Annotated in this window: 19 protein-coding genes and 1 pseudogene; 5 read left to right on the top strand and 15 right to left on the bottom strand. The window is 43.3% G+C overall.

Annotation, left to right across the window (positions count from 1 at the left end):
- From gcvT to thrC, 3 genes are read left to right on the top strand one after another with little or no spacing between them, the layout of a single operon-like run.
- Nucleotides 1–1,086, top strand: a complete 1,086-nt coding sequence (gene gcvT, locus ACST14_RS09825; protein ID WP_459463066.1) for a glycine cleavage system aminomethyltransferase GcvT — start codon at nucleotides 1–3, stop codon at nucleotides 1,084–1,086.
- 1 nt (nucleotide 1,087) lies between these two features.
- Nucleotides 1,088–1,792: a 2-phosphosulfolactate phosphatase gene (locus tag ACST14_RS09820; RefSeq protein ID WP_459463064.1), complete on the top strand. Its 705-nt coding sequence runs from the start codon at nucleotides 1,088–1,090 to the stop codon at nucleotides 1,790–1,792.
- The gene (gene thrC, locus ACST14_RS09815) at nucleotides 1,789–3,093 is read left to right on the top strand and encodes a threonine synthase (RefSeq protein ID WP_459463062.1); all 1,305 of its coding nucleotides are present in this window, start codon (nucleotides 1,789–1,791) and stop codon (nucleotides 3,091–3,093) included. The genes ACST14_RS09820 and thrC overlap by 4 nt, the downstream gene beginning before the upstream one ends.
- Here thrC and ACST14_RS09810 read toward each other — a convergent pair.
- Genes ACST14_RS09810 through ACST14_RS09785 form a run of 6 tightly spaced genes read right to left on the bottom strand, consistent with a single transcriptional unit; the run spans nucleotide 3,085 to nucleotide 11,527 of the window.
- The gene (locus ACST14_RS09810; RefSeq protein WP_459463060.1) at nucleotides 3,085–3,450 is read right to left on the bottom strand and encodes a hypothetical protein; all 366 of its coding nucleotides are present in this window, start codon (nucleotides 3,448–3,450) and stop codon (nucleotides 3,085–3,087) included. The genes thrC and ACST14_RS09810 overlap by 9 nt on opposite strands.
- A 26-nt stretch (nucleotides 3,451–3,476) precedes the next feature.
- Complete coding sequence (gene recJ / locus ACST14_RS09805) at nucleotides 3,477–5,222, bottom strand: single-stranded-DNA-specific exonuclease RecJ (protein WP_459463058.1); 1,746 nt, start codon at nucleotides 5,220–5,222, stop codon at nucleotides 3,477–3,479.
- 1 nt (nucleotide 5,223) lies between these two features.
- Nucleotides 5,224–6,951: an OmpA family protein gene (locus ACST14_RS09800; protein ID WP_459463056.1), complete on the bottom strand. Its 1,728-nt coding sequence runs from the start codon at nucleotides 6,949–6,951 to the stop codon at nucleotides 5,224–5,226.
- Complete coding sequence (locus ACST14_RS09795) at nucleotides 6,948–7,529, bottom strand: LOG family protein (RefSeq protein ID WP_459463054.1); 582 nt, start codon at nucleotides 7,527–7,529, stop codon at nucleotides 6,948–6,950. Before ACST14_RS09795 ends, ACST14_RS09800 begins: the two co-directional genes overlap by 4 nt.
- Nucleotides 7,522–8,412: a TIGR01777 family oxidoreductase gene (locus ACST14_RS09790; RefSeq protein ID WP_459463052.1), complete on the bottom strand. Its 891-nt coding sequence runs from the start codon at nucleotides 8,410–8,412 to the stop codon at nucleotides 7,522–7,524. The genes ACST14_RS09795 and ACST14_RS09790 overlap by 8 nt, the downstream gene beginning before the upstream one ends.
- Before the next feature lies 1 nt (nucleotide 8,413).
- Nucleotides 8,414–11,527, bottom strand: a complete 3,114-nt coding sequence (locus ACST14_RS09785; protein WP_459463050.1) for a glycoside hydrolase family 3 N-terminal domain-containing protein — start codon at nucleotides 11,525–11,527, stop codon at nucleotides 8,414–8,416.
- A 135-nt stretch (nucleotides 11,528–11,662) separates the two neighbouring features.
- Between ACST14_RS09785 and tpiA the strand changes: the two genes are divergently transcribed.
- Entirely contained in the window at nucleotides 11,663–12,424 is a 762-nt protein-coding gene (tpiA, locus tag ACST14_RS09780) for a triose-phosphate isomerase (protein WP_459463048.1), read from the top strand.
- 171 nt (nucleotides 12,425–12,595) lie between these two features.
- The gene (locus tag ACST14_RS09775) at nucleotides 12,596–13,276 is read left to right on the top strand and encodes an HAD family hydrolase (RefSeq protein WP_459463046.1); all 681 of its coding nucleotides are present in this window, start codon (nucleotides 12,596–12,598) and stop codon (nucleotides 13,274–13,276) included.
- A gap of 190 nt (nucleotides 13,277–13,466) precedes the next feature.
- On the opposite strand, the gene ACST14_RS09770 is transcribed toward ACST14_RS09775, so the two are convergent.
- The 9 genes and pseudogenes from ACST14_RS09770 to ACST14_RS09730 form a co-directional block, all read right to left on the bottom strand.
- A complete protein-coding gene (locus tag ACST14_RS09770; protein WP_459463044.1) occupies nucleotides 13,467–14,060 on the bottom strand; it encodes a NifU family protein in 594 nt (197 codons plus the stop codon).
- Between the two features lie 288 nt (nucleotides 14,061–14,348).
- A pseudogene (rpmA, locus tag ACST14_RS09765) lies at nucleotides 14,349–14,606 on the bottom strand (50S ribosomal protein L27); the annotation flags it as partial.
- 45 nt (nucleotides 14,607–14,651) lie between these two features.
- Entirely contained in the window at nucleotides 14,652–14,966 is a 315-nt protein-coding gene (rplU, locus tag ACST14_RS09760) for a 50S ribosomal protein L21 (protein ID WP_459463042.1), read from the bottom strand.
- Nucleotides 14,967–15,086: 120 nt separating this feature from the next.
- Nucleotides 15,087–16,256 (bottom strand): AIR synthase related protein, encoded by a 1,170-nt coding sequence (locus ACST14_RS09755; RefSeq protein ID WP_459463040.1) that lies wholly within the window; start codon nucleotides 16,254–16,256, stop codon nucleotides 15,087–15,089.
- 1 nt (nucleotide 16,257) lies between these two features.
- Nucleotides 16,258–17,229 (bottom strand): porphobilinogen synthase, encoded by a 972-nt coding sequence (gene hemB, locus ACST14_RS09750; RefSeq protein ID WP_459463038.1) that lies wholly within the window; start codon nucleotides 17,227–17,229, stop codon nucleotides 16,258–16,260.
- Between the two features lie 62 nt (nucleotides 17,230–17,291).
- Entirely contained in the window at nucleotides 17,292–17,627 is a 336-nt protein-coding gene (locus ACST14_RS09745; protein ID WP_459463036.1) for a helix-turn-helix domain-containing protein, read from the bottom strand.
- A 90-nt stretch (nucleotides 17,628–17,717) separates the two neighbouring features.
- Nucleotides 17,718–19,070 (bottom strand): M61 family metallopeptidase, encoded by a 1,353-nt coding sequence (locus ACST14_RS09740; protein WP_459463034.1) that lies wholly within the window; start codon nucleotides 19,068–19,070, stop codon nucleotides 17,718–17,720.
- A 21-nt stretch (nucleotides 19,071–19,091) separates the two neighbouring features.
- The gene (locus ACST14_RS09735; RefSeq protein ID WP_459463032.1) at nucleotides 19,092–20,510 is read right to left on the bottom strand and encodes a hypothetical protein; all 1,419 of its coding nucleotides are present in this window, start codon (nucleotides 20,508–20,510) and stop codon (nucleotides 19,092–19,094) included.
- Between the two features lie 12 nt (nucleotides 20,511–20,522).
- Nucleotides 20,523–21,152 carry a hypothetical protein gene (locus ACST14_RS09730; protein WP_459463031.1) on the bottom strand — a complete coding sequence of 210 codons (630 nt, stop codon included), beginning with the start codon at nucleotides 21,150–21,152 and terminating at the stop codon, nucleotides 20,523–20,525.
- Nucleotides 21,153–21,186 lie beyond the last annotated feature (34 nt).

The following is a 21,186-nucleotide window of genomic DNA, read 5'->3' as shown; positions in this document are numbered from 1 at the left end:
ATGGAAGAAACAAACTTACAACACGTTCATTTAAATGACCTTCACGTATCTCTAGGTGCAAAAATGGTTCCCTTTGCTGGCTTTAATATGCCCGTATTGTACACCAACCTCATCGAAGAGCATCTTTGCGTTCGTAATGCAGTGGGCGTTTTCGACGTGAGTCACATGGGCGAATTCTTCCTGAAAGGGGATCGCGTGTTAGATTTCATTCAATATGTTACCTCGAATGACGCCTCTAAATTAGTGGACGGAAAAGTGCAGTATAGCTGTTTGCCAAACAACGAGGGTGGCATCGTGGACGATTTATTAGTGTACCGCGTAAACTCAACCGAATACATTTTGGTCGTGAACGCATCGAACATTGAGAAAGACTGGAACTGGATTTCATCACATAATACCTTCGGGGTGGAGATGGTGAATCGCAGTGACGAATACAGTTTATTGGCGGTGCAAGGTCCTAAAGCGATTTTGGCACTACAAAAATTAACGTCTGTGACCTTAGCGGACATGCCGTATTATTCCTTCAAAATAGGTGAAATGGCTGGTTTCTCTGACATCATCATCTCGAATACGGGATATACGGGTGCAGGCGGATTCGAAATCTATGTGAAAAACGAAAACGCGCTGGCGATGTGGAATGAGATCTTCCAAGCTGGAGCAGAATTCGGCATTCAACCTGTGGGTTTGGGCGCGCGTGACACCCTTCGGACTGAAAAAGGCTATTGCTTATATGGTCACGACATCGATGATACGACGTCCCCGATCGAAGCAGGTTTAAGCTGGATCACCTCATTCAACAAGGACTTTATCATGAAAGACCACCACGCCGCGATTAAAGCGAACGGTCCTTCGAAAAAATTAGTCGGCTTCGAAATGATCGACCGCGGCATCCCTCGTCAACACTATCCGATTTTAAATGCGGCTGGCGAAACGATAGGTGAAGTGACTTCAGGCACACAATCTCCCTCTCTTTCCAAAGGAATCGGGATGGGTTATGTGAGCACAAATCTCGTGGGTTCAGAGATCTTTATTTCCATTCGTGACAAAGCTATTAAAGCCGAAATCGTCAAATTACCTTTCTTATAAGATGAAAAAAATCGACGTCTGTTTATCGCCGGATTTGATCCATTTATACGATTTATCGGCTTTGGCTGTCGTTGTGGTGGATATTTTCAGAGCAACGTCATGTATGGTCACGGCTTTCGCGAGTGGCGCGGCAGAGATTGTGCCGGTGGAAGAAGTGGAACTATGTCAGCAATACGGATCTCAAGGTTATTTGACGGCGGCGGAACGCAACGGTATTACGCCAGCGGGTTTTGACTTCGATAATTCCCCTTTTTCTTATCAAGTAGAGAAGGTGAAGGGGGCCAAAATTTGCGTCACCACCACGAATGGTACGGTCGCCATTCGTCGCTCGAGCAGCGCTCCTGCCGTTTATGTGGGAGCCTTTTTAAATATCTCCCGAGTGGCCTCCGCACTGAAAGAGTGGAACGGGAACGCCTTAATCGTTTGCGCGGGCTGGAAAGGAAAACCTAATTTAGAGGATACGCTTTTTGCAGGTGCTTTAATAGATGCCTTAACTGGCGATTATGAAGTGGCAGATGATGCCGCTTTAATGGCCTTGAAACAATATACGGTAGCCTCCAACGATTTATTAACAGCGGTGAAGAATTCCTCGCACGTGAATCGTCTATTAGGCTTGGGAATTGAAAAAGATATCGCCTTTTGCTTGGAATTTGACCGGTATTCGGTGCTTCCTAAACTAGAGGGAGATGCCCTACGATTAGTATGATTTTATACAGCACAGAACACAAAAGTCCCAATGTAAGCCTAGAAGAGGCTATTTTCCGTGGTCTTCCCCCGGACAATGGCTTGTATATGCCTACTTCCATCCAACCTTTGCCGGCTTCATTTTTCGAAACGATTCAGGACCGTACCTTGCCAGAAATAGCGGTAGCGGTATGTGAAAATTTGCTGGGGGATAGCTTAAGTTCGGCAGATATTAAGAAAATCATCGATCAATCGATGACCTTCGAGGCTCCCATCGTGTCTTTAGAGCCGGGTGTGGAGGTATTGGAATTATTCCACGGGCCATCGATGGCGTTTAAGGATTTTGGCGCGCGCTTCATGGCGGCGATCATGTCCCATTATTTACTGAAGTCGAAACGCGAAATTCGCATTCTCGTGGCCACTTCTGGTGACACGGGCGGTGCGGTGGCGCAGGGTTTTTACAATACGCCAGGTATTTCTGTAACGATTTTATATCCGACCGGAAAAGTATCGGATATTCAGGAGAAGCAATTGACGACTTTAGGTGGAAATGTGACCGCATTAGAGATTGATGGGACATTTGATGATTGCCAAAGACTCGTCAAGCAAGCCTTCCTCGACGAAGAATTACGTTCAGCTTTTGATTTAGCCTCCGCGAATTCCATCAACATCGCGCGCTTAATCCCGCAATCTTTTTACTATTTCGCGGCCTATGCGCAAGCGAAAAAGAAAGGCTTGCATGCGCCTGTGGTGTTCGCCGTTCCGTCGGGAAATTTTGGCAATCTAAGTGCTGGATTAATGGCTTATAAAATGGGCTTGCCTATTCAGGCTTTTATTGCTTCTTGTAATGAAAACCATCCAGTGGCGGACTATTTACGCACGGGCGAATACAACCCCATTGCATCGGTAGAAACAATTTCAAACGCGATGGATGTGGGAAGCCCTTCGAATTTCATTCGCATGCGTTTGCTCGCTGGCGAAGAGTGGTCACAAGTTCGCAGGATTGTCAAAGGCTATTTTACGGACGATCAAAAAACACAAGAAATCATGGCGGACGTCTATGCTCGCACAGGTTACGTGATGTGTCCACACACAGCTGTGGGTTATGATGGCTTACAACAATACAAAGCAGAATACCCAGGAGATGTGACGGGTATCGTATTATCTACAGCACATTATGCTAAATTCTTGCCTACAGTAGAAGGGACTTTAGGTATTTCTGTTTCAGTCCCTGCCCGCCTAGCTGAGCTCTTGCATAAAACAAAAAAGTCCATCCCCATGGGGACAGACTTTTCAGCATTTAAGGCTTATTTATTACAATAAGACCTTGAATTTATCTTTTTGTTGGTAAGCAATAATCGCTGACAATACGATTATTATAATGCTTACTTGCACTGCACCTACAAAGCAAAGTTCAAACAAAAATATATTCACTATGATAGGGGCTAAAATAGTTAGGCCTAAAGCGCGTCTGCCCGGGATAAAGAGGAATACTCCACCTATAATTTCAAGCACTTTTACCACCTTCATTATTCCAGAAGAATCTAATAATTTATAATAAGAAGCGGCATCCCCTGTAAAAGGTAGTGTTCCTCCGATGGGTAAAAAATAACTTAGTCCTCCGTATAAGAACAAGGCTCCCATGAGAACAGAGGGTAAAAAATCGAGTACTTTTTTCATAATGATTGTTTTGGTTATAACTAAAATTAGGACTTTAAACTGAAGGATGCAAAATCAAGGGCGCGCAATTGTAAAGTTCGGTTACCTAAATATTCATTCACTTCCAGATGATACACTAGTTGAATAGGCAAGCGCTGCTCATAAGCGGCGCATAGTCCAGCATAAAAATCCGCCTTCATCCCAAAACCCACTACCTCTAAGCCCCGCTCGTCGGGAGTCGATCCCACATATATTTTCAGATGTTCCTCCTTCATCACGAAAGGACTTTTCGTCACAAAAACTGGCCCCGAGACAAAATTAGGTAACATATTCCCCGGTCCATAAGGTGATAGTCGTACTAATAATTTGTCATAAAATGACAGACTTAAAGCCTCTAAAGGAATCTGTAAGTCCACTGGCAGATCAGCTCTGGGCGAAATATTGGCTAAGCCCAGCTGTGCAATCCCCTCAAATCTTTCAATAAACGCCTGCAAATTCTCCGGCTTCAAATGTAATCCCGCAGCGTGCGTATGCCCGCCAAATTGCTCCAATAAATCCACACATTGCTCTAAAGCGTGGTGCACATCGAAGCCTCTTACCGAGCGCGCAGATCCCACTAATTGTCCGTGGGATTCGGTTAAAATAATAGTCGGCCTAAAATATTGATCCTGAATTTTACTCGCCACTATTCCCACGACTCCCTTATGCCATGCCGGATTAAACAAGACTGTACTTCGAGCTGACAACAAAAACTCATTGCCTATAAACATCGCCAAAGCCTGCGCCACAATCTCCTTTTCCACCACCCGGCGATCTAAATTCTGCTGCATCACCGCTTCCGCTAATGCCTCCGCTTCTTGATCATCTGATGCTAGCATTAATTTCACTGCCCCATGCGCATGATCCATTCGTCCCGCCGCATTGATGATGGGCGAAACTGAAAACACGATATCGGAGATTTGAATGGGTGCTTTCTTCTTTGCCTTTGTCAATAAATAGCCTAAACCGGGACATGGATTCGAACCTAATTTTGCTAGACCAAAAAAGGCTAAAACCCGATTCTCCCCATTCATGGGCACAATATCAGCCGCAATACTGCAGGCTAACAAATCCACCGACTCCCACAAGGGATCAAGCTCTAGATCGTTCGCAATGGCGAAGGCCATCATCAATTTAAACCCAACGCCAGCCCCTGTTAATTCTTTAAAGGGATAAGGGCAATCCTTGCGTTTGGGATCTAAAACCGCAACAGCAGCTGGAAGAGTCGCATCTGGTAAATGGTGATCACAGATGATAAAATCAATTCCATTTTCGTTACACCAAGCCACTCTATCGTGAGCCTTAATTCCGCAATCCAGAGAGATGATCAGGGTGTAATTATTGTCTTTCGCATATTGTATACCCGCCTGAGACACCCCATAACCTTCCGCGTAACGATCCGGAATATAGTAGTCACAATCTGCCCCTAAAATTCCGGCTAAATAACTGTAAACCAGCGTAACGGCCGTGGTTCCATCTACGTCATAATCGCCATAAATTAAGATTTTCTCTCCCGATTCTAAGGCTAGGCTAAGACGCTCCACTGCCTTATCCATATCCTTCATTAGGAATGGATCATGCAGCTGGCTGATCTCTGGAACCATAAAATCCTTTACCTGATCGAAGGTTTTAATACCTCGCGAAACCAATAAGGATAAAAAATAGGGATTCTTTAATGCCAAAGCCTCCCCTAAAGCCTCCACCTCCGCTGCCAGTGGTGCTGGCACGTATTTCCAATTCTTTTTTGGCTCCATTTTATAAAATTTCTATTTCGACGCGGCGGTTAATTTGACGCCCTTCTTCGGTGGCATTATCAGCCTTGGGCTTCGACTTACCATAGCCTTTTGTTCGAATTCGAGTTGATTCAATTAATCCTTTTAACAAGTAATCCTTCACTGCATTTGCTCGCTCTAAGGATAGTTTATTATTGATTTCGTCCGATCCTGTGTTATCCGTATGACCACTAATCTCAATGACCAAAGCCTTATTCTCCTTCATCACCTGCAAGATTCGTTTTAATTCCGGTTCCGATTCTGGTTTTAATGCCGCCTTTCCTAGGTCAAAAAACAAATTATTCACCGTAGCCGTGTTTCCCTTCACAAGGGGGACCATTGAAAGATCCCGATCATCTAATTCAAGATAGCGGCCACGAGCAGTACTTAAATCTACATTGATCGAAGTGGGAATTAAACCCTTCGCATTAGCCGTTATTCCGTAGTTTTTACCATAGGGCAAAACTAATTTATACTTACCTGTAGTAGGATCTGGTTTCGCCTGCCCTAAGGCTTTCCCAGTAGACAAGTCTTCATAGGTAACAGAGGCATTCTCTGGTACTTTACCTGTTTGTTGATTTAACACGGTTCCAGAAAGAAGAACTACTGGATCCGATTCTTGCGACGTAACGGAGCGTGTAGACGAATTCCCTAGTCTCCCTCCGGACTCATTTCCTCCGGACTCTTTCCCTCCGGACTCATTTCCTCCGGACTTCGGACTCATTCCCTCCGGACTATTCCCCACTTTCCCTCCGGACTCCTTTCCTCCGGCATCTTTCCCTTCGGACTTCGGACTCAGTCCCTCAGTCCCTGCGGCTTCCGACGACTCTAGTCCAAGTCGAAAAATATCCTTCTTCCCCAGCGATGCCTTCCCCGACATAAAATAGGCATAATCACCTTTCGCTGCGATGGAATAATAGGCATCGTATTCTTCCGTATTGATGGGTGAACCTAGGTTTTGGGGCTTCCGCCAATTTTGCCAGGTATCGTCTAATCGACGTGTCAAGTAAATATCTTGACTTCCTTGTCCTCCTGGTCTATCAGACGAAAAATAAAGCGTCTTTCCGTCGGCTGATAGGAATGGTGTTGTTTCAGAATATTTGGTATTAATACTTTCCCCTAAATCCAGGGGACGAGACCAACGCCCATCCTCATAAAAACTCACATATAAATCGTCGTCTTCACTGTTTTTCTTTCTTGAAAAAGCCAACAGAATAGCCTTCCCATCCATCGATAAATAGGCATATTCATTCTTCCCTTTGCTCATTTGTTCATACCCCGGAATGTCGACTTTAACTGGAACACTCCAGCCACCCGTCGTCTTGTTCGAGATGGAAAAGCCACGCGTTTCATAAGTTCCATTGACATAAGCGCCTTTCAAAAGAATCGTTTGGCCGTCTGGCGAAATCGATAAAATCGTGTTGTATTGATCACGATTCAGCACCTCAGAAAGACGTCTTGCCGAACTCCAGGTGTCCCCTACTTTTTCTGAGAACCAAATATCCTGTGAGCCCGAAATCGTCTCAGATCCTTTCACTCCATAGCGATTAGACGGATGACTTTTACGGCCAAAATAGAGCGTCCTTCCATCCGGAGAAATCACCGGATTTAATTCAGAATACTCTGAATTCACAGCAGATCCCAGATTCTCCGGAAGCTTCTGCGCTGACAGACTAATCGATATCAAAAAGAAGAATAACAGCTTTCTCATCCCACGTAAATCCACTTTTTCTCCATTTTTTCTGGCTGATATGCCATGATCCAATCCGCTAATTTGCCTGGATCTGATTCGACTTGCAAAGCATCCATGTTCGGCTGCTTCAAGAAACCTTCATCCACCATGTGCTGAATTTGCTTCAATTGCAGATCAAAATAGCCATTGATATTAAATACCGAAACAGGCATTTCGTGCAGATCTAATTGCTTCCAAGTAAGTATTTCAAATAATTCATCCAAAGTCCCAAAGCCTCCCGGCATCGCGATTACCCCATCCGCCATATCGGCCATCAGCGCCTTGCGGGAGTGCATCGTTTCGGTCACGTGTAATTCTGGTAAGCCTTTGTGCTTCACTTCCCAAGGTTCCATGAACTTAGGAATCACACCAATCGCGTGACCACCTAAACGTAGGAATTCGTCAGCTAAAACACCCATCAAACCTACACTTCCAGCGCCAAAAATCACTTCGCATCCGTGTGAATGTAAAGCCTGCGCTAATTTTACCACTTGTTCCGCGTAGACAGGATTATGGCCTTTCGAAGACCCGCAATAAATCAATATTTTTTTAGACATGTGTCAGTTCTTTTAATGCTTCATCGAAGCGGACAAAGGTAAATGAAAAGGAGGCGTCTTTCACCAGCTTTGCCGAAGACACGCGACTACCGCCTAGTACTAAACAAGCCATTTCCCCTAAAACCAGGCGAAGCAAAAAGCCGGGTATTGCGGGTAAGAAGAACGGCCTGTGCAAAGCTTTGGCAATTTGCTTATTCATTTCCCCCGCCCTAATGGGTTCCGGAGCCACGCCATTATAGACCCCAGATAACGTAGAATTTACCAACATCTCGTTAAAAATTTTCACTAAATCGGTAATATGTATCCAGGATTGCCATTGCTTTCCGGAACCCAAATTTGCCCCTAGACCCCAGCGAATCGGCTTCGATATTACAGGAAATATTCCCCCTGCAGCTCCCAGCACTAATCCGATGCGCACTTTAGCAACACGGATGCCTAAGGAAGCGATTTGATCTACCGCTGTTTCCCATTGCTTCGTGCAATCAGCTAGAAAATCCAAACCTGCAGGGGATGTTTCTACACATTCTTCCTCGCCGGCATCTGCCCCATAAAACCCGATAGCAGAGGCTGAAATGACTGTTTTGATTTGATGAGGTAAGGTAGATAAAGCTTGATATAATACCGCCGTACCGCGCACGCGGCTGTTCACTAATTCTCTTTTGCGGGCAGCAGACCAGCGTTCCTCAGCGATACCTGCTCCAGCTAGATGCACGATGGCATCTACCCCTTCGAAGGCAGCAGGGTCTACATACCCGAAGGCAATATCCCATTGAAAATCACCGCCAGAGCGAGACAAAATCACCACTTCATGGCCCTGAGAAAGCAAAAATTGCTTCAGAGCACCCCCCACAAAACCGGATCCCCCCGTGATTAATATCCGCATTTTAGTTTCCTTTTTTAATCGCTTGGTAAATCACTTCATTAATTCCGGTGCGAATATTCATGTCCGAAATTTTGGAATTATTCCGGGTCGGATATACCCTATTCGATAAAAACACATACACTAAATCAGATGCAGGATCTATCCAGGTATACGTTCCCGTAAAACCAGAGTGTCCGAAGCTCTCCGGACTAGCCGAGGCCGCCGCTGAAATACCGGCCTTATTGCGATCCACTTTATCAAAACCTACCCCGCGGCGCGCATTTTCTTCCACGCTGAAAGGATAAGACGTCCATTGTTTGATGGTGGATTCTTGAATGAATTGCTGTCCACCATAATAGCCTTTTTGGAGGTACATCTGCATTAATTTCGCTAAGTCATTCGCATTGCCGAAGAGACCTGCGTGACCCGAAATCCCATCTAATAAGGCCGCACCCTCATCGTGCACTTTCCCGTGAATCAAAGTCTTGCGGAAAAGTGAATCATATTCTGAAGGCACAATACGAGCAAGTGGAAAATGCTTCTCCGCTTGATACACTAAGGTCGACGCCCCTAAAGGTTTATAGAAGGTATCAGATAAGAAATCTGTCCAGGGTTTTCCAGTCAAACGCGGCGATTCCGATGGCAATAAATAATAGGATAAATCCGAATACACATATTCCTTTTTCTCGCGCAATGGACTCTCCTTAATCGCCTCCATAATCCGATCTTTCATCGTTTTGTGCGCGAATAAATTAGGCGCTACCGACGTCGGATATTCCTCCGATTGTACATAAGAAAGCGTGAACGGTTTCCAACGTGTCACATCTTTCGTGATGTCCACGTATTCCTTCCACATCGCTTTTTCGTCCTTGATATTTTTCTTTAAACGCGCTTCCCCTGAGGCTGGGCTTAAGAAACGCTCCAAGTATTTGTACTTCACATCGTCTTTTGTGAATTTTTCTTGGAATTTCTTGCTTTGGAAAATCATATCGGTACTGTCCACATAGTCCATCCAGAAGGGAATCCAGGCTTTTAAACGTGATTGATGGGTTAATACATCTTCATATAAAAGTCCGGATTTATTCGATTTTGCGAAGGACGGAACTAATTGCCCCATCGTCGTTTTTAACGAGAATTTACCTTCATCTTGCCATTTCATCAACGCAGGAATGGAGGTAGAAATCTTGGTTATAGAGGCCAAATCGAAGATATCTGACGTCTTTAGAGGAACCGTCGTTTCGTAGATTTGGTTGCCAAAAGCTTTGTGGTAAATAACCTTCCCTTCTTTAGCAATCAATACCACAACTCCAGGAGCGCCCTTTACTGCAATCGCTAATTTCGCCATCGAATCCACTTTTGCATTCAAGTAGGCAGACGAAATCCCTACTGCTTCTGGTAATAAATTGTATTGCAAACGCGCTAAGGAAGTCGTCGTCAAACCCATCCCCTGCTTATAAGTTGTATTCAAACTAACAGGCAATTTACCCGTCGCCGGAATTGCCCCAAAGATAATTTCCGCCGCCGCTTCCTGCTGCGTAATTCCATCTTGATAAGCCGTCATTAATGCCCCAGCGTTCTTCAAGCTATCAAATTGTGTCAGCGTATTCACATTCGCGAAATGAATCGCCACCGTTTTAGGCGTTGCAAAACGATTCACCAAGGTCTTGATCGCCGGTTTTAAACTGTAATTATTCGCCGGGCGAATCGAAATACTATGAATCCCCATCAACACCACATCATAGCTCGCAAGTGTTTTTTCAATGCGCGCAATCGTCGAATCCGCACTCGTTTCGTCTAGGTAGAAATGAGGCATTTCGAGGTAGTTGTGGGATATTTTTTGGAACTCCGTAGGAAAAGTAGAACCGTAAGCTGGTTTACCAATCGCTAAAGTCGCGATACGTGTTTTATCTAGCGCTTTTATAGGAACAAGCTCGCCTGGATTCTTAATTAAGGTAATCGTCTTCTCTGCAAATTCGCGGTTTAAGACCTCGCTTTTAATCGGATTTAAGTCTTTTAATAAATTCTCCACGACAATGGGAGAATAGTGGGCAAGACCTGCCCAGGCTTTGGCATTCAAAATACGCTTCACCCGACTATCGATATCCTCTTGCGAGATTTCACCATTCGTTAACGCCTTCTTAATCGCCTCAAAAGCCGCCGGAACGTCCACAAAAGTTTCTAAAATATCATTCCCCGCCAAGATCGCTTTTACATTCGCTGTGCCTTCTGGAAACATTTTAGTTGCGCCCTTCATATCCATCGCATCCGTAAACACGAGGCCCTGAAACTTCATTTCATCCCGCAATAAACCCGTCACAATCGGCTTCGAAAGCGTCGAAGCTAAGGATGCTGTCGTATCTAAAGCTGGCAGGTTCAAGTGACCCACCATCACTCCTTGTAAGCCATTCGCAATTAACTCTTTGTAGGGATATAATTCCAAACTGTCCAGACGTGAACGCGAGTGATTTAGTATCGGAATATCCAGATGAGAATCCACTCCTGTGTCCCCGTGACCTGGAAAATGTTTCGCAGAGGTAATAATTCCGGCCTTCTGTAGTCCTTTCATATAGGCCAAAGACTTCGCCGTCACATCCTCCCGGTTCTCCCCAAACGAGCGGAAATTAATCACCGGATTCGCTGGATTATTATTCACATCCACCACCGGCGCATAATTAATATGCACTCCCATCCGACGGCATTGCTCCCCTATTTGCAAACCCATCTTCTCGATCAGCGCCGCATTGCCCTGCATTGCGCCTAAAGTCATTTGGTAGGGAAAACGAAACGTCGAATCCAAACGCATCGCTAAACCCCACTCTAAATCCATCCCTATAAACAGGGGAACCTTGGTTCTATTTTGCAACTCATTCACTAACACTGCCTGCTTCACCGGATGCCCTTTAAAAAGCACAAATCCCCCCACATGGTAATCCTTCACAATCGAATAAAGTCGCGTCGTATCGTAGGTATCCGCCACATTTCCACGAGGCATCAATAATTGGCCAATTTTCTCGTCCACACTCAAAGTGTTGAAAACCGAATCGACCCATTTTGACTGCGTATGTGGAAATAAATCCTGTGAAAAAGACAGAAAAGGAAGAAGGAAAAATAGTAAGACAGTGCTGATTTTTTTCATAGCAAGGTTAACGTTCATATAAGGTGTGAAAATACGCTAAATGTGGGAATCTTCTGAAATATCGGGCCGAATTTTTATAGGTAATTTTCATTCCACGGAAAGGTGTTGTAATTTTGTGGCTTAAATGATGAACGTATGAGAAAAAAAATTGTTGCAGGTAACTGGAAAATGAACAAAACGGTGCAAGAGGCTTTCGTTTTAGCTACAGAAGTAGCAGAATTAGTGAAGTCTAGCGTTTCCGCGGATGTTCAGGTGATTATGTCGACACCCGCTTTGTATTTAACGGGTGTAAATCAAGTCATTGAAGGCATTCCTAACCTAGCTGTCGCAGCCCAAAACTGCCACGAAAAAGCATCAGGCGCATACACAGGTGAAATTTCTGCCTCCATGTTAGCCTCTGCTGGCGTACAATACGTTATCATTGGACACTCCGAGCGTCGTCAATACTTCGCTGAATCGAATGAGCAATTAGCCGCTAAAACTGATGCAGCTTTGGCAAACGGCTTAACTCCTTTATTCTGCTGCGGCGAAAGCTTAGAAACACGCGAAGGCGCTGATTTCTTAGGCCATGTAGCACAACAATTAACGGAAAGCTTATTCCACTTATCGGCTGAAGAGTTCGGAAAAGTAGTCATCGCATACGAACCTATCTGGGCGATCGGAACAGGTTTAACTGCTTCTTCAGAACAAGCACAAGAGATGCACGCCTTTTTACGTGCACATATTGCTAAAAAATATGGCCAAAGCGTAGCCGACGATTGCTCTATCCTATACGGCGGAAGCTGTAATGCGAAAAACGCAAAAGAATTATTCGCTTGCGCAGACGTAGATGGTGGTTTAATCGGTGGCGCTTCGCTTGTGGCGGCTGATTTTATTACGATTGCAACTTCATATTAGCAAAGCTTTGCTTTGCTAATATGAAGTAAAGACCAAAGTTCAAAGAGTAAAGTTCAAATGTGGAATAAATAGTCCGGAGGAAATGAGTCCGGAGGAAGATTTTGATCCTTGAATTTGAACTTTCTTCTTTGCTCTTTGAAATTTGGTTTTTGAACTTTGATATTTGAAAAAATGAACCACGTAATCGCATTCGATGCTGACGACACCCTTTGGGTGAACGAGCCTTATTTTAGAGAGACAGAGGATAAATTCTGTGCGCTTATGGAAGACTACTTACCTGTACATACGACGGGACAAGAGCTCTTCAAAGTCGAGATGAACAACCTCGCTTTATATGGATATGGGGTCAAAGGCTTCATGCTATCCATGGTCGAAACAGCCATTCAAGTATCTGGAGGCACCATGGGATTAGATGGAATCGAAAAAATCATCAACCTAGGAAAAGAATTATTAGAACGCGACATTGAAATTCTTCCTGGCGTAGAAGAAGTATTACAAGCCCTGCAAGGGAAATACCGCTTAGTCGTAGCTACCAAAGGAGACCTTTTGGATCAACAGCGAAAACTTGCTAAATCAGGCCTAGAACAATATTTCCACCACATCGAAATCATGTCGGATAAGCAGGAAAGCGATTATTTAAAACTCATCAAACACCTCGATGTGGATCCGGCCCATTTCACGATGATAGGCAATTCATTAAAATCAGATATTCTCCCAGTTCTTGCGGTGGGTGGACATGGAATTCATGTTCCTTTCCACACGACTTGGGCTCACGAAGTGGTTTCGCACAAGGTGGAGCATGAGAATTTTAGGGAGGTTATTGAGTTGCGGGATGTTTTAAATTATTTGTAAAGAATAAAGCATAGAGCATAAAGAATAAAGATGGTATCGCCTGCGGCGATAACCTTTATGAAATGTTTAAATCATTTCTGATATCATAAAAAAAGGGGCCGAGGCCCCCTTTTTTATTCCTACTTTATGCTTTGTGCTTTATGCTCTATTCTTTTAATTTTACTAAATCTCCGCAGGAGATTTAGTAAAATTAAACCCCTTCCGCCACCACTTCCTTCACACCCGGCACCATGCGCGTTAATAGCGCTTCGATACCTTGCTTTAGGGTTAACGTAGAAGACGGGCAGCCTGAGCAAGATCCTTGCAATAATACTTTTACTTGGCCTGTTGCTTCGTCAAAAGAGTGGAAGGTAATCGCGCCGCCATCAGATTCAACTGCTGGGCGAACGTATTCGTCTAAGGCTTGTTTGATTTGCTTGATAGCAGGGGTGTCATTAGATTGATCGTCTGCAATCGCCGTTTCAGGCAGAGAGAACACGGGGTGTTTCTCTTCGAAATACTTCTTTAAATAGGACTTAATCCCAAATAATTCATCTTCCCAAGCCACTGACTCGGACTTAGTTAAGGTGATGAAATTAGTGGTGATGAATACACGGGAGACGAAATCGAATCCGAATAAAGCAACGGCTAATGGGGAATTTTTCTCCTTCGTTAATCCGTCTGCTGGTTGTGTGTAGTCGAATGACATGCCTTCCGGAAGTAGTTCCATATTGAAGACGAACTTCATGGAATGCGGATTAGGCGTGGATTCAGTATAAATATGGATGGATGTTGTATTGTTCATGAGGGGGTATTTAAAAAGTAGAACAAAGGTACGTCCTATTTGGTTTCCAAAAAACAAAAAAACCCGGCATTTTCATGCCGGGTTTCCTATATAATGCGAGGTGAATTACTCAGCCTTAGCTGCTTTTTTCACTGGTGCTTTTTTCTCTGCTGTGTCAGCTGCTGCCTTCTTTGCAGGAGCTTTCTTAGCTGGAGCCTCTGCTGCTGCCTCTACTGCTACCTCAGCTACTGGAGCTGGAACTGCTTTCTTAGCTGGTGCTTTCGCTGGTGCATCTGCAGGAGCTGCGTCAGCTGAAATAGGTAAAACGTGAACGAATGAACGTCCTTTAAAACCTTTTTTGAACTTAACAACACCATCCGCTAAAGCGAATAATGTGTGATCTTTTCCGATTCCTACGTTTAAGCCAGGATTGTGAGCAGTACCACGTTGACGAACGATGATATTTCCTGCAATGATTGCTTGACCTCCAAATAACTTAACGCCTAATCGTTTAGAATGTGATTCGCGACCGTTTTTAGATGATCCGGCGCCTTTCTTATGTGCCATGGTATTATTTATTTATGCGTTCCGAAGAATCGCTTAGTTTAAGACTTATTTTAAATTGATTGATTCAATCAATACTTTTGTCAAATTTTGACGGTGACCATTCATTTTCTGGTAGGTCTTTCTACGCTTCTTCTTGAAAACTAAAACTTTTTCTCCACGTAAGTGAGAGATAATTTTAGCAGTTACAGTGGCTCCAGCTACTAAGGGAGCTCCTACGGAAATTTTTCCGTCATTGTCAACAAGTAATACCTTGTCGATAACCAGTGCAGCGCCTTCTGCTCCCGCCAAACGGTGGGTGTAAACAGAACGGTCTTTTTCTACTTTAAATTGCTGCCCGGCAATTTCTACGATTGCGTACATTTTTACTGTATTTAAGTGAAACAATCCCACGAGGCTAGTGATTCAAGACAAATGAAAAACTTTTAAAAGCCCTTTAAATGGGGGTGCAAATCTAAAAAATAATTCGCTTAATAGCAAACACTATTCATAAATAAATTCTCCGTAAGGGCTGCTGATGGTCAGCTTCTTAGTCGCTGAGGCCTCTACGCGGCCTACGATTTGGGCTGGAATACCGAAGGACTGGGAGATGCGAATGATTTCATCCGCGTGAGCTGGATTCGCATAGACTTCTAAACGATGGCCCATATTGAATACTTGGTACATTTCTTGGAAGCTGGTTCCGCTCTCTTTTTGGATCAAATCAAACAAAGGAGGAATCGGGAATAAATTGTCCTTAATCACGTGGACATGGTTCACAAAGTGCATCACTTTCGTCTGCGCTCCGCCAGAACAATGCACCATTCCGTGTAAATGAGGACGCAATTCAGTCAATAAAGCCTTCACGACCGGCGCATAGGTGCGCGTAGGGGAAAGAATCAATTGGCCTACGTTTAATGGGGTGCCAGGAACCGCTTCTGTTAAGTTGCGAGAACCAGAATACACTAAATCTGAGGGAACCGAAGGATCGAATGACTCAGGATATTTCGTCGCTAGGTATTTCCCTAGCACATCATGACGCGCAGAAGTCAAGCCATTGCTGCCCATTCCGCCATTATAAGTCGTTTCGTAATTCGCCTGGCCATCTGAGGCTAAACCGATGATCACATCGCCTGCTTGGATATTGCCGTTTGAAATAACGTCCGAACGTTTCATGCGGCCGATGACCGTGCTGTCCACGATGATCGTTCGCACTAAATCTCCTACATCTGCGGTTTCGCCGCCGGTGGAATAGATTCCGATGCCGTTATCGCGAAGCATTTGTAAGACTTCTTCTGTGCCGTTGATAATTTCGGCGATGACTTCGCCAGGGATTAAGTTTTTATTGCGGCCGATGGTGCTGGAAAGCAACATTTGGTCCGTTGCTCCTACGCAGATTAAATCGTCAGTGTTCATCACGACCGCGTCTTGTGCGATACCGCGCCACACGGAGATGTCGCCCGTTTCTTTCCAATATAGGTAGGCTAAAGACGACTTCGTCCCCGCCCCATCCGCATGCATGATGTTGCAATAGTCTGCATCGCCTCCCAAGATATCTGGGGAGATTTTACAGAATGCCTGCGGAAATAGGCCTTTATCTAGGTTCGCAATGGCTTTATGGACATCTTCTTTCGAGGCGGAAACGCCTCGTTGCATGTAACGGTCTGACGACATTTTATGATATTTTTAATTGGGCAAATTCTTTGGTAAAATAGGTCAAAATCACCTGGGCTCCTGCGCGCTTCATCGCTAGCAAGCTCTCCAGCATGGCTTTTTCGCCATCAATCCAGCCATTCGCAGCGGCTGCTTTCACCATGGCATATTCGCCAGAGACGTTATAGGCTGCAATCGGTAAATTTGTATTATCGCGGAGTAATGATATGATGTCTAAGTAGGCCAAAGCCGGTTTAACCATCAAGAAATCTGCTCCTTCTAATTCATCTAATTCTGCCTCGCGCAGCGCTTCGCGGCTGTTTGCGGGGTTCATTTGGTAGGTCTTTTTATCGCCAAATTTAGGCGCAGACTCCAAGGCATCGCGAAAAGGTCCGTAGAAAGCAGACGCATATTTCGCGCTGTAGGCCATAATGCCCACATTCGTGAAACCTGCATCGTCTAAAGAATCGCGGATATAACCCACACGGCCATCCATCATGTCTGAAGGTCCGATCAGTTTAGATCCGGCTTGGGCTTGTGCTATGGCCATTTTGGCCAATACTTCTAAGGTCTCATCGTTCAAAATCTCGCCGCCGCGAACAATCCCATCATGCCCATCTGAACTATAAGGATCCATCGCCACGTCCGTTAACATCGAAATCTCGGGGAAACGGCTCGTCACCGCATGAATGGCCTCTAAATAAAGACTGCCTTTACGATGTGATTCTGTCGCTAACGTGTCCTTGCGCTCCTCGGCAACTTGAGGAAACAGCGCAAACGAAGTAATGCCCAAGTTTACGCAAGATTCGATTTCCTTCAATAACAAATCCGTCGTGTAACGGTAAATGCCCGGCATGGATTTGATTTCCGTTTGGGTATTTTGTCCATCCATCACAAAAAGAGGGAAGAGTAAATCCTTCACTGATAGGCGATTTTCCTCCACCATCGTGCGGATAGCGGCACTGGAACGGTTACGACGCGGTCTATTCAACATAGCAATTGATTTTGAACCTGCAATTTAGGCATAAGCCCTGATTCCGCAATGAAAAAGGGGGATTAAACGATGCGATCAGATAAATCGCGTAATTGCTCCTGAAGGTCGCGCAACAGCCCTACGTAGGCTTCGAATTCGTAGCGTGAAACGGGTGCCATGGGACCGCCGGGGTCTGCGACGCCGGAGAAATGGGGATAATCTTTTGGCCTAAATAGAACCGATAAATCCACTTCCAGCACTTCCGCAATTTGCTTCATTCGACTTAAAGAAGGGTTCGTTAGCCCACGTTCAATTTTAGAAAAAGCAGATAAAGTAATCCCCACCTGTGACGCAACATAGTCCTGGCTATAGCCCTTGTCTATTCTAGTCTTTCTAATTAAGGTGTGAAATTCTTTCATTGCTTAAAATTCCTAAAAATTTAGGAAAAATTAAAGCGCTTTTAAAGACAGAATGTCAACTTTAAAGAAAAGGTACGTATTTTAATTGCGTTATAACTTACCTAGTGTCCAACCTTTTAGCTCATCGTGATGAAATTGTAATCCTGACTGGTCCAGAATCTCGATGAGGTCTAAAGTAATGTCTGCGTTGGTTTCAACATAGGTATGGAAAAAGTCATGCAACGAATCGCCGTAGATGCCTTCGCAGATGCGGATGAAGTCCGCTTTCGTATAGCCCTTTTTAAGCTGACCAAATTCCGCATTCATGGCCCGCATTATTTCTTTTAGCGATTTCCCATTTTTCGATTGCATTTTTAGGTCCAAAGCCAGGGCCACCACCGCCCCTTTATAATAAATCGACGCGCGCTTATTCGGCAAACTCGTCCCATAGCCATCCAGCCATAAATCGATTGAACTTTCTTCCAGCGATTGCTGCGCGGCAGCATCCCGATCGAAATGCAGTTTCAAATTCCCTAAAAGTCCTGCAAGGTATTCCTGCTGAGTCCAAACGCCTGACTCATATAAAAATAAATCCCCTAAATAGGTAGTGATTCCTTCTACGACCCAGCCCGTAGAAAAAGGCGTTTCTTGGTGATAGGTGTAAGGAAATAATGCTGCGGGACGAATCGTAGCGATGTTCCACACATGAAATAATTCATGCGAACCTAAACCGATCAGATCTTCGTACGCATCGCGATCTGGCGGGCCCATCACCATCATCGTCGATTTCGTGTGCTCGACGCCGTGGTAATAAGGGGATGGACAAACCCATAACATATAGTGGTATTCTTTGACGGGGAAGTGGCCCATCCAGTCTAGCTGGGTTTGGGTGAATTTCTCGTAAGCGTCGGTTAATTTTTTTGTCAAAGCCTGGCGCGATCCCACCACATCAATCGCAAATTTTACGCCATTGCAGTTCCATTTATGTTGAAAAATAGCTGGAGCGGCCATATAAGGGGAATCCACTAGCTCGCGGTATTTTCCTCCATTCTTGAAGGTGCACACACTTTTCCAGCCGTCGGGCTTTTGAATGTGTATTTCGCAGCGCTCGTTTTCACGACCTTTTACGTATAATAAACAGTTAATGAAATTGATATAAATCAAATCCGTTTCGATGACCGAACCGCCGGCATCAGGCTGATTCGCGTAATAACTATAGCGGATTTCGACAGGTTCCTCCGCCATCAGCTCCCAGGTAGAGGAAGCGATTTTGTGGATCGCAATAGGCACGCCTCCGCTGAATGCCTTAAGTACAGGAATATTTTTTGCAAAGTTTTGGGCTTGGTAACGTCCTGGTCGCCAAATAGGGAGTTGAATCACCTGTTTGCCCGGTTTACGAGGGGTAAACCGAAAAGTTATGTCGAGATGATCCGGATTTACCGCAGGTTGAAGATGATAGATCATGACTCAAAACAACATAGAAAATCAGATTTTAAGACAGAATTTCAAAAGATAATCTAAGCCGCCTTCTTTTTGATGGTTTTCAATCATAGTTTGAACTATATATTTATATGTAAATGGCATAAAGCCCAGAGATTTTTGGAAAACCGGATCTTGTGCGTATAAATAATCGATTAAAATTGTACTTGAATTATGAAGATTCGTTTTACTAGGCACACCAAATCCATTACTATTATACCATTCTACACCTGAATTAATTTGATCTAAAATTCTACTTTTATTTGCGAATGACTTTTTCTCAAGAAGTCTCGCGTAAATACCTAACATTTCATCGCCAAAACCTATAGAAGTTTTTAAATCATGTATATAAACTCTTCTTATTCCAACCAGATTATAATACCCCAGAATTGTGGAATAATAGTGATATCGCAACATTAAATTCAAATCATCGCTCTCAGAAAATTTAGAGATAATCTGATCTCCTATTTCCTTTAATTTGATAAATTTATCTATGCTGACTTCAGCCCCCCGCTGGGCAGCAGATGCTGACTCGATAAAGACAGATAACTTTCTAAATAAATATAAAGCGTATAAATCAGGATTATTTGATTTTTCAATATTTTGAATCAATGGTTCTACTGCTTCGATAGCGATAGGCAAAGTAATTGAATAAAGACCTCCATACTCCCCTAATAAAGAATACAAAATATTAAACGCTTCTCCTCCCGGAGAATTTACAGATAGCATTTGTCGAACTTCGACAGGAAATCTATTGACAAGATCTATAATTAATTCTTCTTTTTTTGCGTTTGTGTTTAACTGATTGATTATGTTGAAAGTTAATTCTTTATAGGTTGAAGCATTTATTATTCGCCCTCCACTCTTATTTAGTTCTTCTATATTTTGTTTGACACTTGAAATATCTTTTGTGTTTTTTTCAACATTTTGACCAATAAGCTCAAGTTGCTTTTGAATATTTCCCATTTCCTGCTCAAAAAAAACTGGTTGATTGGATTCAGTTGCAATAAATTGGGCTCGAACATAATTAAACTCTGAATTAACTTTAACTCTTTCGCCATTTACCATAGCATATTTTTCACTTATTCGTTTTTCATATAACAGGTCAATTATTTTTAGCACTTTACCTTGTACAAGACTTTTGGTCCTACTTTTAAAACTAGTACTAGAAGTGTTATTATTTTTAGATTCCGTAGAATTACTAATCGTCATATCATTAGAAGATGTAATAATTTTCCCATAAGCATTTTCTAGACTATTTAATAGTGCTAGATTGATAGCTTGGTCTTTATTTTCTTCTGGAGTAAGGTTAGAATCATATTTTACATAAAACTCTTCGTTTAATGTGGTATCAACGCAAGCAATGGATGAGGCAAAAGAAACACGACATGAAATGAAAAAAATTAAAAACAATAATATTCGCATGAGTAAACAGATTTATTGATTAGAATATAAAAAATTATTCATTTTATCCTTGATTTTTTCAGCATCGACTCCAAGTTCTTTTTTCACTTCCTCAAGCATAATTTTTTTTGCAGATGAAATATTATAACCAACCTGAACCTGAACTTCATAGTTATTTGCTGTTTCTCTGTAAATTCTCAACAAAGGAACAACTCTACCCAATTTTTGAGCAACTTTATTTGTTACAACGCTAACTGTTTTTGTTATACTTGCAGCTTCATCTTTTGACAACTGATTATTTGCTAAATTAGTTTCAGTAAAAGATTTAATATCAGATTCAACTTGTTGTACTAAATCGTTTTTCGCTAACTCATTTGCTTGCATTTCTGCAGCTGCAAGTGTCTGACCTACGGAAACTCCACTTGCAAAAAACCATTTTTGCATGCCCTCTTCATCTAACTCATTTTGTTTGTTGAATGTATTATTAAGCTGTTGCCCAATAGGCATATTACCTGGGAAATTGTTCCAACCCTCTTTTTCATATTTTTTTGATTCCTTTTTTACATCTCCAGAAAGTCTTGGGTATTTAAACTTTTGAGCATAAGATTGATTATAACATACAATTAATAAAATAAAAAGCACGTAAGAGCAAAATGTTTTCATGGTATTTCTATGATTTTATTATGATTAAATATAA

Source organism: Aquirufa sp. A-Brett2-15D, assembly GCF_054558735.1.
Note: the sequence above shows the minus strand (reverse complement) of the source record. Positions and strands in the feature narration are given on the sequence as shown.

Bases quoted from the DNA above. Each gene is read 5' to 3' on its own strand.
- gcvT (WP_459463066.1), top strand. From the start codon at position 1: ATGGAAGAAACAAACTTACAACACGTTCATTTAAATGACCTTCACGTA.
- ACST14_RS09820 (WP_459463064.1), top strand. From the start codon at position 1,088: ATGAAAAAAATCGACGTCTGTTTATCGCCGGATTTGATCCATTTATAC.
- thrC (WP_459463062.1), top strand. From the start codon at position 1,789: ATGATTTTATACAGCACAGAACACAAAAGTCCCAATGTAAGCCTAGAA.
- ACST14_RS09810 (WP_459463060.1), bottom strand. From the start codon at position 3,450: ATGAAAAAAGTACTCGATTTTTTACCCTCTGTTCTCATGGGAGCCTTG.
- recJ (WP_459463058.1), bottom strand. From the start codon at position 5,222: ATGGAGCCAAAAAAGAATTGGAAATACGTGCCAGCACCACTGGCAGCG.
- ACST14_RS09800 (WP_459463056.1), bottom strand. From the start codon at position 6,951: ATGAGAAAGCTGTTATTCTTCTTTTTGATATCGATTAGTCTGTCAGCG.
- ACST14_RS09795 (WP_459463054.1), bottom strand. From the start codon at position 7,529: ATGTCTAAAAAAATATTGATTTATTGCGGGTCTTCGAAAGGCCATAAT.
- ACST14_RS09790 (WP_459463052.1), bottom strand. From the start codon at position 8,412: ATGCGGATATTAATCACGGGGGGATCCGGTTTTGTGGGGGGTGCTCTG.
- ACST14_RS09785 (WP_459463050.1), bottom strand. From the start codon at position 11,527: ATGAAAAAAATCAGCACTGTCTTACTATTTTTCCTTCTTCCTTTTCTG.
- tpiA (WP_459463048.1), top strand. From the start codon at position 11,663: ATGAGAAAAAAAATTGTTGCAGGTAACTGGAAAATGAACAAAACGGTG.
- ACST14_RS09775 (WP_459463046.1), top strand. From the start codon at position 12,596: ATGAACCACGTAATCGCATTCGATGCTGACGACACCCTTTGGGTGAAC.
- ACST14_RS09770 (WP_459463044.1), bottom strand. From the start codon at position 14,060: ATGAACAATACAACATCCATCCATATTTATACTGAATCCACGCCTAAT.
- rplU (WP_459463042.1), bottom strand. From the start codon at position 14,966: ATGTACGCAATCGTAGAAATTGCCGGGCAGCAATTTAAAGTAGAAAAA.
- ACST14_RS09755 (WP_459463040.1), bottom strand. From the start codon at position 16,256: ATGTCGTCAGACCGTTACATGCAACGAGGCGTTTCCGCCTCGAAAGAA.
- hemB (WP_459463038.1), bottom strand. From the start codon at position 17,229: ATGTTGAATAGACCGCGTCGTAACCGTTCCAGTGCCGCTATCCGCACG.
- ACST14_RS09745 (WP_459463036.1), bottom strand. From the start codon at position 17,627: ATGAAAGAATTTCACACCTTAATTAGAAAGACTAGAATAGACAAGGGC.
- ACST14_RS09740 (WP_459463034.1), bottom strand. From the start codon at position 19,070: ATGATCTATCATCTTCAACCTGCGGTAAATCCGGATCATCTCGACATA.
- ACST14_RS09735 (WP_459463032.1), bottom strand. From the start codon at position 20,510: ATGCGAATATTATTGTTTTTAATTTTTTTCATTTCATGTCGTGTTTCT.
- ACST14_RS09730 (WP_459463031.1), bottom strand. From the start codon at position 21,152: ATGAAAACATTTTGCTCTTACGTGCTTTTTATTTTATTAATTGTATGT.